This is a genomic window from Promicromonospora sp. NPDC019610 (genome assembly GCF_044389365.1).
Classification (GTDB): Bacteria; Actinomycetota; Actinomycetes; order Actinomycetales; family Cellulomonadaceae; genus Promicromonospora.
Map to the genome: position 1 here is coordinate 53149 of NZ_JBIRXX010000004.1, position 14427 is coordinate 67575.

The following is a 14427-nucleotide window of genomic DNA, read 5'->3' on the forward strand; positions in this document are numbered from 1 at the left end:
ATAATCAAGCGTGATACTTATCAGTGATAAGGGCCGTCGCGGGAGCGGCGCACGACAGGGGGAGCGGCGATGACCGACGAGCGGACGACGGCACGGGCCGGGGCGGACACCGGCGCGGACGCAGTGCCGGACACCCGGCCGGACACCCGGCCGGACACCCGGCCGGACACCCGGCCGGACACCCAGCCGGGCACCCGGCCGGACACCGGGCAGGTGGGCCCGCGCAGGGTGCGTCACCGCGGCGCGGCGTGGACGCTCGTGGTCCTCACGCCGCTGGTCGCGGAGCTCGCGCTGGGCTCGACGCCGGTCCGGATGGCCTGGCTGGTGCTGCTCTGGATGCCGGTCTACGGCGCGGGCGTGCTGCTGATCCGCGAGCTGGTGGCCCGGCGCGGGCGGGGCTGGCCGAGCATCCTGCTGCTGGCGCTGGCGTACGAGCTCGTCGAGGACGGGATCGGGCTCCAGGCGCTGACCAGCCCGCACCTGTACGACGCCGCGTCGTGGGGCGCGCGGGTGCTCGGCGTCAACCTGCCGTATCTCGAGGCGAACGCGATCTACCACGCCGTGTTCACGGTCTGCATCCCGATCACGCTGACCAACCTGCTCTTCCCCGCGCACCGGGGCCGCCCCTACCTCGGGGTGCCCGGGACGGTCGTCGCCGCGATCGTCGCCGTGCTCGGCGTCGGGCTGCTGCGCACCGTCTCGCTGTCGGAGGACGCCGGCTACCAGGCGCCGGTCCCGTTCGTGCTCGGGGTCGCCGTGCTGGTGGTCGTGCTCGGGATCGTCGCGCTGTACGTCGTGCCGCCGGTGCGTGGGCAGGCCGCCCCGGGCGACCCGTCCGCCGCGCCGGGCCCGGCCGACGCCCGGGCCGAAGCCGGCGGCGCGCCCGTCCCGTCCCGCGGCGTGCTCTTCGGGGCGTCCGGCCTGGCCACGCTGGTCTTCTTCGGCCTGTCCTTCCCCGTGTTCGGCGCGAGGCAGCCGGCGTTCACCGAGGGGTGGCTCGTGCTGGTCCCGATGGCGCTGACCGCCGTCGGCGCCGTGGCCTGCTACCGCTACCTGACCCGGACGGCGGCCCGGCCCGGGTGGACACCGCGGCACACGCTCGCCCTCGTCGGGGGAGCGCTGGTGGCGCACTCGCTCGGCGGGCTGGTGATCATGGCGCACACGACGGTGGACCGGGTCGGCCTGGTCGTGATCATCGCGCTGACCGTCGGCGGGCTGCTGCTCGTCGACCGGCGGCTGAGCCGCTGACCTCCCCGTCCGGCGGAGGCTGCCCCTAGCCGGCGACCGTGAGGATGCCCCTGGTCAGAGCGGTGACCGCGCCCGCGACCGCCACCGTGACCGCGGTACGGGAGGCGACCCGGGTCGACAGGCGGCGGGCCAGGAGGTTGCCGAACGCCACCCCCGCGAGCACCGCGGCGAGCAGCACCGGCCAGACCCACCAGGCGGGGGCTGAGCCGGCCGGGATCGCGCCGAGGCTCAGCTTGGTGATCACCGACATGACGTTCATGACCACCAGCAGCGGCTGCATCGTCGCGGCGAACGACCGGTGCTCCCAGCGGGTGGCCAGCGCGTACGCCGTCCAGGCGGGCGCCGCCACGCCCGAGGTCGTGTTCATGAAGCCCGCCGCCAGCCCCGTGACGACGGCGACGGGCCGGCCCTGGACCCGGACCCGCCGGCGCAGCAGCGCCGAGGCGCCCAGCGCGACCAGCACGGACCCGCCGACGATCACGTCGAGCCACGCCGTGTCGGCCTCGCGGACCGTCAGGGCGCCCAGCACGGAGCCCACGAGCATGAGCGGCAGGATCCTGACGACCCGCCGCCAGTCCACGCCGTCCCGCAGCGCCCGCAGGATGAGCAGCGCCGTGACGATCGCGGCCACGTTGCTGACCAGCACGCCCACCGACGCGCCGAGGAAGACCGTGAGCACGGGTGCGGCCACCATGCCGACCCCCATCCCGGCGACACGCTGCAGCCCGGCCCCGAGGACGACGGCCACGCACGCTGCGATCAGGGCCGTCGTCTCCACCCGGCCACGCTAACCCCGATCCGCTCCCGCGCCGGGCCGCCAAGGCCCTGATCAGGGTCCGGTCAGTGTTGTGTCTCCCACACCGTGACGGTGCGGCGCCGGCGCGCGGGTCCGGTCAGCGGGCACGGGGCCACACGACGGTGAACCGGGCGCCGCCGTCGGGCGACTCGCCGACGGCGACCCGGCCGCCCCGGCGGCGGACGAGCTCGGCGACCAGCGCGAGGCCCAGCCCGGCGCCGCCGGAGGTGCGCGCGCGGTCGTCGGACACCCGGTAGAAGCGGTCGAACACCTTGTCCCGGTGCTCGGGCCGCACCCCGGGCCCGTCGTCGTCGACGAGCACGCGCACCGTGGACCGGCCCGCGAGCACCGACACCACGACGCGCGTGCCCGCGTAGCGGCAGGCGTTGCGCAGCAGGTTGCCCAGCACGAGTCCCGTCTCCGTGCGCGCGGCGGCCGCCCAGACCTGGTCGGCGGCGGCGTTGACCACGATGGGCACCGGCTGGTCCCCGGCGCGCGCCACCGCCGCGTGCACCTCGCCCACCAGGTCCACGTCGTCCGACGGCGGCAGCTCGCCGGCGTCCGAGCGGGCCAGCGCCAGCAGCCCGTCGAGCAGGGCCGACAGCCGTTCGGCGTCCGCCAGCACGTCGGCGAGCACCTCCTGGGAGAGCGCCGGGTCGGGGGCGGCCACCGCGACCTCCGACTGGAGCCGGATGGACGCCACGGGCGAGCGCAGCTCGTGCGCGGCGTCCCCCGTGAACCGGCGCAGCCGCTCCGTGGTCGCCTCCTGGCGGTCCAGCAGCACGTTGAAGTCGTCGGCCAGGGCGCGCAGCTCGCGGGCCGTGCCGTCGGGCACCTCCACCCGGGCGCCGGGCGCGAGCCGGCGCACGGACTGGCGCATCCGGGCGACCGGGACCAGCGCGGACCCGACGGCGAACCAGATCGCGACCCCGGCCACCACCGTCCCGACGAGGGCCGTGACCAGCAGCCACCGGCCGCCCGACGCCTCGGCGGCCTGCTGCCCCACGAGCCCCGTGCCGACCACGACGAGCCGCTGGCTCCCGTCGGGGGCCGTGACCACCGAGCCCAGCCGGCGCACCTGCCGCCGGTCGCCCGTGGTGACCGGCGTCCCGGCCTTGAGGGCGCGCACCTGCTCGCGCGTGAGGGCGGGCGGCGGGGCGTCGTCGACGGCGCCGCCCGCGGTGTCCAGCACGCGCACCTCCAGGCCGTCGGCCGGGGCGGGTTCCGTGCCGGCGACGACGTCCTGGGCGGCCGCGCCCAGCGCCGTCCGGAGCTCGTCGTCCACGGCGCCGGTCAGGAGCGGCCCCAGGCCCCGGCCCGCGACCAGCGCCAGGCCCAGCAGGCAGACCAGCGTGACCGCCGTGGCGAGGGCGGTGATCCGCAGGCGCAGCGAGACGCCCGCCCAGGGCGTTCCCGCCCCGTGCCCGCCGGGCGCCGCCCGCACTACGGCGCGCCTCCGAGCCGGTAGCCCTGCCCCCGGACGGTCCGGACGAGGTCGCCGGCGCCGGCGGCCGTCAGCTTGCGGCGCAGGTAGCCCACGTACACCTCGACGACGTTCCGGGTCGCGGCCTGCTCGTCGCCCCAGACCTCGGTCAGCAGCTCCTGCTTGGTCCACACCGTCCCCGCGCGCGAGGCCAGCGCCACGAGCAGCGCGTACTCGCGGGGGCTCAGCGGCACGTCGACGTCGGCGTAGCGGACCGCGCGGGCCCCGCGGTCGACGGTCAGCGGTCCGAGCCGGATCGGCTCGCGCGTGGCGCCCGGCGCCGCGCGGCGCAGGACGGCGCGGAGCTGGGCGAGCAGCACCACGAAGGAGAACGGCTTGACCACGTAGCCGTCGGCGCCGAGGTCCAGCCCGTCGGCCTGGTCCACCTCGCCGTCCTTCGCCGAGACGAGCAGCACCGGGGTGGTGACGCCGGCGGACCGCAGCTCCTGCAGCACCCGGTACCCGGACAGGCCCGGGATCATGATGTCCAGCAGCACCGCGTCGAACGACCCGGTCCGGGCCAGGCGCAGCGCGGTCGGGCCGTCGGCCGCGACCGTGACGTCCATGCCCTCGGCGCGCAGGCCGCGGTCCAGCGCCTTGCGCACGCCCGGCTCGTCGTCGACCACGAGAATCTGCGGCCTCATGCCTGCCAGCATGCCGCACGCGGCGGCCGGTGCGTAGACGGGCGGGTGCGCCGGTGGGGCGTGTCGGTGCTCGGCGTGCGGCTCTCAGCGAGATCTCAGCCGCCGCGGGGGATCGTAGAAGGAGCAGACTGGTACCGACGCGAAGGAGCGGGACATGAGGCCGAGGACGAAGGCGCTGGTCGCCGCCGGGTCGGGGATCGCGGTCGGGCTCGGCGGGTTGGCGCTCACCGCGCTGCCCGCGGGCGCGGACGACGACCCGGTGCTCCCCACGATCGACGCCGAGCAGCTCGTGACGTCCGCGCTGGAGGCCACGCCGCCCGCGTTCGACGGCGTGGCCGAGGTGAGTAACGAGCTCGGGCTGCCCGCCGTGCCCGGGGCGGACGCCCTCGACTTCGAGTCGGTGCGCGTGTTCCACGACGGCGCGGAGTCCGCCCGGGTCCAGGTCGAGCGGCCGACGTCGGAGCTGACGTTCGTCAAGAACGCCGACGAGGCGTGGGCCTACGACTCGCAGGAGAACAGCGCGCGGCACCTCACCTGGGACGACGCGGACCTCGCGGCGGCCCGTGAGCATGCCGAGGCGCAGGCGGCGCAGCACGCCGAGGCCCGGGGCCACGCCGAGGCGCGGATGGCGGACCCGTCGCAGGCGGCGACCGAGCTCATCGAGCACCTGCGCCCCACCAGCGACATCGTCGTGGACGGCACGGCGCGCGTCGCCGACCGCGCCGCCTACGAGCTCGTGCTCACGCCCAAGCCGTCGGAGAAGACGCTGCTGCGCGAGGTCACGGTGGCGATCGACGAGCAGACGCGCGTGCCGCTGCGGTTCGACGTGTACGCGAACGGCAGGTCCGAACCGGTCCTGTCGCTCGGCTTCACCGAGTTCCAGGTGGGTGCGCAGGACGCCGGCCTGTTCGAGTTCACGCCGCCGGCGGGCGCCGACGTCGAGACCACGGACGCGGGCGACGTCGCGCAGGCTCACGGGGAGCACGCGGGGCAGGCCGGCAAGCCGGGCGGCCCCGAGAAGCTGACCACGGTCGGCGACGGCTGGGACGCGGTGCTGGTGGGCACGGTGCCCGCGGACGCGCTGGGCCGGGACCTTGCGGGCTCGGGGGCCGACGGCGGCGCGGCCGGGAGCGAGGGCTTCCTCGGCGGCGCGGGCTCGGCGGGCGGCGAGCAGGACGTCGCCGGGCTCCTGGCCCAGATCGGCCGGCCGGTGTCCGGGGAGTTCGGCTCCGGCTCGTACGTCCGGATCGCCGTCGGCGGCGCGATCGTGACCGACGACGGCCAGTTCGCGGCCGGCGCGGTGCCCCGGCAGGTGCTCGTCGACGCCCTGGACCAGCAGTGACCGAAGCGGCAGCGACAGGACCGGCCACCGCGGGGCAGACCGCCCTGGCCGCCCGCACGCGAGGCCTGCGCAAGGTCTACCGCGGCACGGTCGCGGTGGACGGCGTGGACCTGGAGGTGCCGGCGGGTGCCGTGGTCGGGATGCTGGGCCCCAACGGCTCGGGCAAGACGACGACCATCCGCATGCTCCTCGGACTGGTCCAGCCGACCGAGGGCGAGATCGAGCTGCTGGGCGTGCCGGTCCCGGGGGCGGTCGACCGGGTGCTCCCGCACGTCGGGGCGCTGGTCGAGGGGCCGGGGTTCCACCCGTTCCTGTCCGGCCGGGAGAACCTGCTGCGGTTCGCCGCCGCCGAGCCCCTGCTGTCCGGACGCGAGCTCGACGGCGCCGTGTCCGCGGCGCTGGAGCGGGTGGGCCTGGCGGGTGCCGCCCGCAAGAAGTACCGCGCGTACTCGCTGGGCATGAAGCAGCGGCTGGGGCTCGCCTCCGCGCTGCTGGTCCCGCGCCGGCTCGTGGTGCTGGACGAGCCCACGAACGGCCTCGACCCGGCCGGTACGCAGGAGGTGCGCCGCATCATCGCGGAGCTGCACGCCCAGGGCGTGACCGTGCTCGTCTCGTCGCACCTCCTGGCCGAGGTCGAGGCCACGTGCACCCACGTCGTCGTGCTGAACGCGGGTGTCGTCGTGGCCCAGGGCCCGCTGGACGACCTGCTGGAGTCCGGCAACCCCACGCTGCTCGTGACCACCGCTGACGGCGCCGCCGCGGCGGCCGCCCTGCGCGACCGGCGGGTCACCGCGTGGCTCGCCCCGGCAGGCGTGCGCGTCGACCTCACGAGCACGACGCCGGCGGCCGTGATCGAGACGCTGGTCCGCGCCGGGGTCCGGGTCGACGAGGCCCGCAGGGAGCGCACCGGGCTCGAGGACGTCTTCGCGCGGCTCACGCACGACCTCGGGGAGGCCACGGGGGACGGCGCCGCCGCCGAGCCCGCCGCCGCCGAGCCCGGCGCCGGCCGGCCCGCCGAGCACGCGCCCGACCGGGAGCCGGTCCGATGACCGCCCAGGCCCAGGTCACCACCCCGGACCCGGCGCCGGCCCGGCTGCGCGCCCCGGTCGGCCGCCTGCTGCGGGCCGAGCTGCGGTGGATCTTCCGGCGTCCGCGGACGCTCGTGGTGCTGGGCCTGCTCACCGTGCTCCCGGTGATCACGGGCATCGCCGTGAACCTGACCGCGGGCGGCGGGGCCGCCCCGGCCACGGGCGGACCTGGCCCGGACGGGCCGGGCGGGGAGCCGCCGATCTTCGTGACCATGGCGACCAGCGCGTTCGTGCTGCCGCTGGGCTCCCTGATGACGCTGCTGATGCTCCTGCTGCCGCTCACGGTTGCGATGGCGGCCGGGGACGCGCTGGCCGGCGAGCAGTCCCACGGGGCGCTGCGCGGCTGGCTGCTCGCCCCCGTGGCCCGCGGCCGGCTGCTCGTGGTCAAGGCTGTGGGCGTGCTGGTGGTCGCCCTGGTCGCGGCCACCCTCGTCGTCACGTCCGGCTTCGTCACCGGGCTGGTCCTGGCGGGGACGGACAACCTGGCGTCGATGTCCGGGACCGAGCTGTCCGTCCCGGAGGTGCTGGGGCGGCTGGCCGTCGCGATCGCCTGGGCCACGCTCTACCTGATGGCGGTGGGCGCGGTGGCGCTGGCGATCTCGGCGTCCACCGAGCACCCCATGCTGGTGGTCGTCAGCGTGCTCGGCGGGCTCATCGTGTCCGGGGTGCTGCTGCAGATCTCGGCGCTGGACTGGCTGCACCCGTACCTGCTGCCGCAGTCGCTGGGCAGCCTGGTCGACCTGATCCGGGACCCCGTGGCCACCGGCGACCTGGGCGAGGGCGCGTTCCGGGCGCTGTGCTACCTCGTGATCGGTTTGTCGCTGGCCTACGCCCGCCTCACGACGCGCGACGGCTGAGCGCACGAACGCCGTCGCGCCTCCCCCTTGCGGAGGGTGCGCGACGGCGTCGGGCGTTCGGAGCGCGAGCGGCGCGCCGGTCAGTCGCCGACGTTCTCCGCGTAGTCCACGTCGCGCGTCTCGCGCTCCAGGAGCAGCGCGACCAGCGTGATCACGGCCATCGCGGAGAGGTAGACGCCCACCAGCACGGGGGAGCCGTCGCCCTTGGCCCACAGCCACACGGCGATGAACGGGGCCACGGCCGCGCCCAGCACCGAGGACAGGTTGTACGCGATGCCGGAGCCCGTGTACCGGACGTTGGCGGGGAACAGCTCGGGCAGGACGGCGGCCATCGGGCCGAACGTGAGGCCCATGAGCGTGAAGCCGAGGATCAGCAGGGTCTGCACGCCGACGTCGCCCGCGCCGAACAGCGGCACGAACAGGGCGCCGAACGCGATGATCGCGACGGTGACCCAGATGAGGTGCTTGCGGCGGCCGAACCTCTCCGCCATCGGCCCGGACACGAGCGTGAAGACGCCGAAGAACACGACGCCCACGATCAGCATCCAGAGGAAGTCGATCTTCTCGTAGCCGAGGCCCGCGGGGGAGCCGTCGGTCGGGGCGGTCGGCGCGACGCCGTAGTTCAGCGTGAACGTCGTCATCAGGTAGAACAGCACGTACGTGGCGAGCATGATGAACGTGCCCGAGACGATCTGCTTCCACGACGTGCGGAAGACGCGGGCCACCGGCACCTTGCTGACGGCCTCGGCCTCGAGCACCTTGCGGAACGCGGGGGTCTCCAGCAGCGAGAGCCGCACCCACAGGCCCACGATCACGAGGATCGCCGACGCGATGAACGGGATGCGCCAGCCCCAGGCCGCGAACTGCTCGGGCGTGAGCGACGTGGACAGGGCGATGAACACCGTGTTGGCGAGGATGAAGCCGATCGGCGCGCCGAGCTGCGGGAACGTGCCGTAGATGGCGCGCTTCCCCTCGGGGGCGTTCTCGGTGGCGAGGAGGGCCGCGCCGCTCCACTCGCCGCCCAGCCCGAGGCCCTGGCAGAACCGGCAGAGCACGAGCACCGCCGGGGCGGCCACGGCCCAGCCGGGCGTCGACGCCGCGGGGATGAGCCCGATCAGCACCGTCGCGACACCCATCGTGAGCAGCGACGCGACCAGCGTCGCCTTGCGGCCGATGCGGTCACCGAAGTGCCCGAACAGGACCGAGCCGACCGGCCGCGCCACGAAGGCGACGCCGAACACGGCGAAGGACGACAGGAGCTGCGTCGTGGGGTCCTCGGCGTTCGGGAAGAACAGCGTCGGGAAGACCAGCGAGGCGGCCGTCGCGTAGATGTAGAAGTCGTAGAACTCGATGGACGTACCGATGAGGGAGGCGACGACGACACGGCCGCGGGGATTGCCGGCCGGCGCTGTGCTCTGCCCGCCGCCGGGGGTCCCGGCGGTCGGCGCTGCGGAGGTGCTCATGCCCGCGAGACTAGGCACGGCGTCCGCGATCCGGGAAGGTCGTCTCGCGATACGGATGGGGTCTTGACGTAGGCTGCCGACGGCGGCATGCGCGGGCCCTGTGCACGAGCGGCGTGTCGAACTGCGACCTGGTGCGTCGCGAGTGAAGGTGTGGTGAACGGTGAATACTCCCACCGGCTGCCGTGTTGGCACGACCGGCGGTGAGGGGCAGGATCGACCGGGCTCCCGGAGGCTCCGCCATCGGACATCCATCATCGGAACGAACGAGACGACGACGAGGATATGAACGATCTGCTGTATGTGAACGGCGGCAACCCGTTGAACGGGACCATCACCGTTCGAGGCGCAAAGAACTTCGTGTCGAAGTCCATGGTGGCTTCTCTGCTGGGGGAGACCCCGAGCGTGCTGCGGAACGTTCCGCAGATCCGTGACGTCAAGGTCGTCTCGGGGCTCCTGGACCTGCACGGCGTGAACGTCAAGTACGACACCGACGCCGGCATCCTGGACCTCGACCCGTCCAACGTCGAGTCCGCCCACGTGGCCGACATCGACGCCCACGCCGGCTCCAGCCGCATCCCGATCCTGTTCTGCGGGCCGCTGCTGCACCGCCTCGGCGAGGCGTTCATCCCGGACCTGGGCGGCTGCCGCATCGGCGACCGCCCGATCAACTACCACCTCGACATCCTGCGCCAGTTCGGCGCCGTCGTGGACAAGCGGCCCAACGGCATCCACCTGCGCGCGCCGCGCCGCCTCCAGGGCACCAAGATCTCCCTGCCCTACCCGTCGGTGGGCGCCACGGAGCAGACGCTGCTCACGGCGGTCCGTGCCGACGGCATCACCGAGCTCTCGGGCGCGGCGATCGAGCCCGAGATCATGGACCTCATCGCGGTGCTGCAGAAGATGGGCGCCATCATCTCGGTCGACACCGACCGCGTGATCCGCATCGAGGGCGTCGACCGCCTCGAGGGCTACACCCACACCGCGCTGAACGACCGGATCGAGACCGCGTCCTGGGCCTCCGCGGCCCTGGCCACGGGCGGCGACATCACCGTCAAGGGCGCCACGCAGCCCGAGATGATGACGTTCCTCAACACCTTCCGGAAGGTCGGCGGCCGCTTCGAGGTGCAGGACGACGGCATCCGCTTCTGGCACGCCGGCGGCGACCTCAAGTCCATCGTGCTGGAGACCGACGTGCACCCGGGCTTCATGACGGACTGGCAGCAGCCGCTCGTCGTCGCGCTCACGCAGGCCACCGGCCTGTCGATCGTGCACGAGACCGTGTACGAGAACCGGTTCGGCTTCACGGACGCCCTGCGCAAGATGGGCGCCACCATCCAGGTCTACAAGGAGTGCCTGGGCGGTCGCGACTGCCGGTTCGGTCAGCGCAACTTCCACCACTCCGCCGTCGTCTCCGGCCCGACGCCGCTCTCCGCGGCCGACATCGAGGTCCCGGACCTGCGCGGCGGGTTCTCCCACCTCATCGCGGCCCTGGCTGCCAAGGGGCAGTCCACGGTGCGCGGCATCGGCCTGATCGACCGCGGCTACGAGAACTTCCAGGACAAGCTGGAGGCCCTGGGCGCCGAGGTCGTCCGCGGCTGACCCGACGCTCGCACGTGTCAGAGGCTCAGGCCCCCTCGGGGACCTGAGCCTCTGGCGCGTCGGGGCGGGGGCGGGGTTCGGAGTTTGGCCGAGTATCCTTTCGGCCGTGTCCATCCCACGCCCTGAGTCACGCATGTATCGCTTCGTCGCGTTCATCGTGCGGAACCTCATGTTCGCGCTGTGCAAGTACGAGTGGAAGGGCGGGGAGAACTTCCCGGCCAAGGGCGGGTTCATCGCCGCGGCCAACCACGTCACCGAGCTCGACGCGCTGACGCTGGCGCACTACCTCTTCGACATGGGCCGCGAGCCGCGCATCCTGGCCAAGCGCGGCCTGTTCGACTCGCCGCTGACGGGATGGGCCCTGCGGGGCACCAAGATGATCCCGGTGGACCGGGACTCCACGAAGTCCGCCGAGTCGCTGAAGGACGCCGCGAGCCAGCTCGGCGACGGCGCCTGCGTCGCGATCCTGCCGGAGGGCACCCTGACGCGGGACCCCGACTACTGGCCGATGGAGGGCAAGACGGGCGTGGCCCGCATCGCGCTGACGACGCGCCTGCCGGTGCTGCCCGTCGCGCAGTGGGGCGTCACCGAGATCCTCGGCCGGTACAGCCGGGTGCTCAAGCCGTTCCCGCGCAAGAAGGTGACCATCCAGACCGGCCCGCCCGTGGACCTGAGCGACCTGTACGACCGGCCCCAGGACACCGCCACCCTGCGTGAGGCCACGAGCCGCATCATGGACGCCATCACCGCCGAGCTGGAGCAGATCCGCGGCGAGGTGGCCCCCAAGCCGCGCTTCGACCTCCGCAAGCACCCCGACTACGAGGCCAAGATGACGACCTATCCCCCGGTGGAGCGCCCGTGAGCGCGGCAGCAGGAGCGCAGGGCGCCCCGAACCAGCCCAGGGTCGCCGTGCTCGGCGCGGGCTCGATGGGCACCACGTTCGCGATGGTCCTGGCCGACGCCGGGTGCGACGTCACCCTCTGGGGTCGCGACGCCGCGGTGCTCGACGCCGTCGAGACGACGCACCGCAACGAGAAGTACCTGCCGGGCGTGCAGCTGCCGCCGATGCACGGCACGACCGACCCGGCGGTCGCCCTGGCGGGCGCCGCCATCGTGGTCGTGTCGGTGCCGTCGCAGGTCGCCCGCGCCACGCTGGAGTCGATGAAGGACCTGGTGCACGACGTCGCCGCGCCGGGTGCCGTCGTCGTCTCCCTGATGAAGGGCGTCGAGCTCGGCACCGACAAGCGCATGAGCCAGGTCATCGCCGAGGTGCTCGACCTTCCGGACGAGCGGGTCGCCATCGTCTCCGGCCCCAACCTGGCGCCCGAGATCGCCGAGCGGCAGCCGACGGCGACCGTGGTCGCCTCGCGCAGCGAGGCCACGGCCCAGCTCGTGGCGGCGGCGTGCTGGACCGGGTACTTCCGGCCCTACACGAACACGGACGTCGTGGGCGTCGAGCTGTGCGGCGCGGTGAAGAACATCATCGCCCTGGCCGCCGGCATGGCCCAGGGCCAGGGTTTCGGCTGGAACACCATCGCGACGCTGATCACCCGCGGCCTGGTCGAGATCACGCGCCTGGGCCTCGCGCTCGGGGCCGACGCCGCCACGTTCGCGGGCCTGGCCGGCATGGGCGACCTGACGGCGACGTGCGCGTCGCCGCTGTCGCGCAACCACCGGCTCGGCAAGCACGTGGGCGAGGGGCTCACGCTCGCCGAGGCGATCAAGGCCACGGGCGGCACGGCCGAGGGCGTGAAGTCGTCGCAGTCGGTGCTGGAGCTCGCGCGGGCGCACGACGTCGAGATGCCGATCACGGCCGGCGTCGTCGAGGTGCTGGCCGGCAACCTGCCGCTGTCCGACCTCGCGGCGACGCTGCTCGCCCGGCCGCAGAAGTCCGAGGTCGCGGGCTGACCCCGGGCGGTCAGTGCCGCACGTCCACCACGACGCGCATCGGGTCCTCCAGGAGGAAGACGCGGAACGGCCGCTCGCCGTCGTCCACGCCGATGAACGCCGTCGTGTACCCCTCGAACCAGTAGCGGTACACGATCTCCTCGACCGACTCGGTGCCGTCGGGCTCGATGCGGTCGCCCGAGAACTCGTCGACGCCGCTGTCCATCGGGGTGGCGGTGCCGGACAGCGACACCCGCAGGATCGCGTCGCCGTCCACGGTGACGGCGTCGCCCGAGCCGTCGTCGGACGCCTGGTCCACGTACTCCACACGCCAGCCGGGCGTGCCGCTGCCCGTGCCGTCGAGGTCGAACACGACGCGGTCGTAGCCGTCGTGCGCGGCGACGCGCACGTCGGTGACGCTCAGGAACGTCTCGCCCTCCCCGGCGGGCTCCGCGGTGTCGGGCTTCGTGTCCGCCGGGAAGGCCGGGCCGGACTCGGTCTCGGTCGCGGAGGCGCTCGGCTCAGGGGCGTCGTCCCCGTCGTCGGCTGACGTGTCGTCGCCTGACCCTGCGTCGCCTGACCCGCTCGACGACGGCGACGACGTCGGGTCCGCGTCGGAGTCCGGGGCGACCGGCACGGGGCTGGTGTTGCTGAGCTCCGGACCGTTCGTGCCCTGCGCGCCCGTGCACCCGGCCAGCAGCAGCGCCGTGCAGGCGGCGACCAGCAGGGTTGTGCGGTGTCCGGCTCGTCCCATGTGCTCAGCGTAGGGCCTGGGGCGCCGCCGGGAACGCCAACGGGGAGGACGACGTCGACGCCTCCGCGACGGAGTACGGCAAGATCGGCGTCACCGCCGCCTTCCCCGTACCCGGTCCCGGAGTCCTGACCCCGTCGTCGCTGGTCGAGCCGTGGTAGCCGGTCGACCAGCGTGTGCCGTCACGCCGCCCGGCGGAACGTGCGCCGGTACGCCGACGGCGTCACGCCGAGTGCCGCCTGCACGTGCGCGCGCAGCGACTGGGCGGTGCCGAAGCCGCAGCGCCGGGCGACCTGCTCGACCGGCAGCACCGTGGTCTCGAGCAGCGTGCGGGCGTGCTCGACACGCTGCCGGGTGAGCCACTGGGCGGGGCTCTCGCCGGTCTCGTCCCGGAACCGGCGCGTGAAGGTGCGGACCGACATCGCGGCGTGCCGGGCCATCGCGGCCAGCGTCAGCGGCTCGTCCAGCCGGTCCAGCGCCCAGGCCCGGGTCGCGGCCGTGCCCGCGCCGGGGGCCCGGTGGTCGCCGGGAACGCCGTCCGCCCCCGGGCCGGCGACGTGCCCCGCGACCACCGGGCGCCTGATGAACTGCGCCTGGCCGCCGTCGCGGTGCGGGGGCACCACGGTGCGGCGTGCGACGTCCTGCGCGATCGCCGTGCCGTGGTCGCGGCGCACGACGTGCAGGCACAGGTCGACGCCGGAGGCGACGCCGGCCGAGGTCAGCACGTCGCCGTCGTCGGTGTACAGGACGTCCGGGTCGAGCTGCACGCGCGGGTAGAGCTGCCGGAAGCGGTCGCTCTCCAGCCAGTGGGTCGTGGCCGGGCGGCCGTCGAGCAGGCCCGCCGCCGCGAGCACGAAGGCGCCCGTGCAGATCGACATGAGCCGGGTGCCGGGCCTGATCCGGGCGAGCGCCGCGGCCAGCTCGGGCTCGAGCCGCGGTTCGCCGGCGGCCGGGTCCGTGCCGTCCGGCCCGGAGGTGTGCGACGCCGGCACGACCACGGTGTCCGCCGTCTCCAGCGCCTCGGGCCCGTGCTCCACCTGGACCAGCACGTCGGAGTCCGAGCGCACCAGGCCGGGGCCGCCGGGCGTGCAGGTCACCACCTCGTACAGGGGCCGGTGCTCGGCGTCGCGCGCGATGCCGAAGATCCGGTGCGGGATGCCGAGCTCGAACGGGATGAAGCCCGGCCGGATCAGGACGGCGACGCGGTGCCGGCGCGGGGTCGGGGACGCCGGGGACGTCTGCGCCGGAGGAGCGGTGCTCGTGGCCATC

Annotated in this window: 13 protein-coding genes; 7 read left to right on the forward strand and 6 right to left on the reverse strand. The window is 74.3% G+C overall.

Annotation, left to right across the window (positions count from 1 at the left end; genetic code table 11):
- Window positions 1–69 precede the first annotated feature (69 nt).
- Window positions 70–1248, forward strand: coding sequence for a hypothetical protein (locus ACH45N_RS25125; protein WP_397398686.1), 1179 nt, complete (start codon window positions 70–72; stop codon window positions 1246–1248).
- 25 nt (window positions 1249–1273) lie between these two features.
- On the opposite strand, the gene ACH45N_RS25130 is transcribed toward ACH45N_RS25125, so the two are convergent.
- The 3 genes from ACH45N_RS25130 to ACH45N_RS25140 form a co-directional block, all read right to left on the reverse strand.
- Window positions 1274–2026, reverse strand: coding sequence for a TSUP family transporter (locus tag ACH45N_RS25130; RefSeq protein WP_397398687.1), 753 nt, complete (start codon window positions 2024–2026; stop codon window positions 1274–1276).
- A 115-nt stretch (window positions 2027–2141) separates the two neighbouring features.
- Window positions 2142–3488 carry a sensor histidine kinase gene (locus tag ACH45N_RS25135; protein WP_397398688.1) on the reverse strand — a complete coding sequence of 449 codons (1347 nt, stop codon included), beginning with the start codon at window positions 3486–3488 and terminating at the stop codon, window positions 2142–2144.
- Window positions 3488–4171, reverse strand: a complete 684-nt coding sequence (locus ACH45N_RS25140) for a response regulator transcription factor (protein WP_397398689.1) — start codon at window positions 4169–4171, stop codon at window positions 3488–3490. The genes ACH45N_RS25135 and ACH45N_RS25140 overlap by 1 nt, the downstream gene beginning before the upstream one ends.
- Before the next feature lie 154 nt (window positions 4172–4325).
- Between ACH45N_RS25140 and ACH45N_RS25145 the strand changes: the two genes are divergently transcribed.
- Genes ACH45N_RS25145 through ACH45N_RS25155 form a run of 3 tightly spaced genes read left to right on the forward strand, consistent with a single transcriptional unit; the run spans window position 4326 to window position 7458 of the window.
- Complete coding sequence (locus tag ACH45N_RS25145; protein WP_397398690.1) at window positions 4326–5513, forward strand: outer membrane lipoprotein carrier protein LolA; 1188 nt, start codon at window positions 4326–4328, stop codon at window positions 5511–5513.
- Window positions 5510–6562: an ABC transporter ATP-binding protein gene (locus ACH45N_RS25150; RefSeq protein ID WP_397398691.1), complete on the forward strand. Its 1053-nt coding sequence runs from the start codon at window positions 5510–5512 to the stop codon at window positions 6560–6562. Before ACH45N_RS25145 ends, ACH45N_RS25150 begins: the two co-directional genes overlap by 4 nt.
- A complete protein-coding gene (locus ACH45N_RS25155) occupies window positions 6559–7458 on the forward strand; it encodes a hypothetical protein (RefSeq protein WP_397398692.1) in 900 nt (299 codons plus the stop codon). Before ACH45N_RS25150 ends, ACH45N_RS25155 begins: the two co-directional genes overlap by 4 nt.
- 80 nt (window positions 7459–7538) lie before the next feature.
- Here ACH45N_RS25155 and ACH45N_RS25160 read toward each other — a convergent pair whose 3' ends face one another.
- Window positions 7539–8921, reverse strand: coding sequence for an MFS transporter (locus ACH45N_RS25160; protein ID WP_397398693.1), 1383 nt, complete (start codon window positions 8919–8921; stop codon window positions 7539–7541).
- A 282-nt stretch (window positions 8922–9203) separates the two neighbouring features.
- On the opposite strand from ACH45N_RS25160, the gene murA reads away from it, so the two are divergent.
- The 3 genes from murA (at window position 9204) to ACH45N_RS25175 (ending at window position 12428) form a co-directional block, all read left to right on the forward strand.
- On the forward strand, window positions 9204–10520 hold the full coding sequence (murA, locus tag ACH45N_RS25165) for a UDP-N-acetylglucosamine 1-carboxyvinyltransferase (RefSeq protein WP_020013735.1): 1317 nt from the start codon (window positions 9204–9206) through the stop codon (window positions 10518–10520).
- A 133-nt stretch (window positions 10521–10653) separates the two neighbouring features.
- Entirely contained in the window at window positions 10654–11382 is a 729-nt protein-coding gene (locus ACH45N_RS25170; RefSeq protein WP_397398694.1) for a lysophospholipid acyltransferase family protein, read from the forward strand.
- Window positions 11379–12428 carry an NAD(P)H-dependent glycerol-3-phosphate dehydrogenase gene (locus ACH45N_RS25175; RefSeq protein ID WP_397398695.1) on the forward strand — a complete coding sequence of 350 codons (1050 nt, stop codon included), beginning with the start codon at window positions 11379–11381 and terminating at the stop codon, window positions 12426–12428. Before ACH45N_RS25170 ends, ACH45N_RS25175 begins: the two co-directional genes overlap by 4 nt.
- 10 nt (window positions 12429–12438) lie before the next feature.
- Here the strand turns inward: ACH45N_RS25175 and ACH45N_RS25180 are convergent, their stop codons facing one another.
- Both ACH45N_RS25180 and ACH45N_RS25185 read right to left on the reverse strand, forming a co-directional pair.
- Window positions 12439–13161, reverse strand: a complete 723-nt coding sequence (locus ACH45N_RS25180) for a hypothetical protein (RefSeq protein ID WP_397398696.1) — start codon at window positions 13159–13161, stop codon at window positions 12439–12441.
- A gap of 179 nt (window positions 13162–13340) precedes the next feature.
- Window positions 13341–14426, reverse strand: coding sequence for a GlxA family transcriptional regulator (locus ACH45N_RS25185; RefSeq protein ID WP_397398697.1), 1086 nt, complete (start codon window positions 14424–14426; stop codon window positions 13341–13343).
- Window position 14427: the final 1 nt, after the last annotated feature.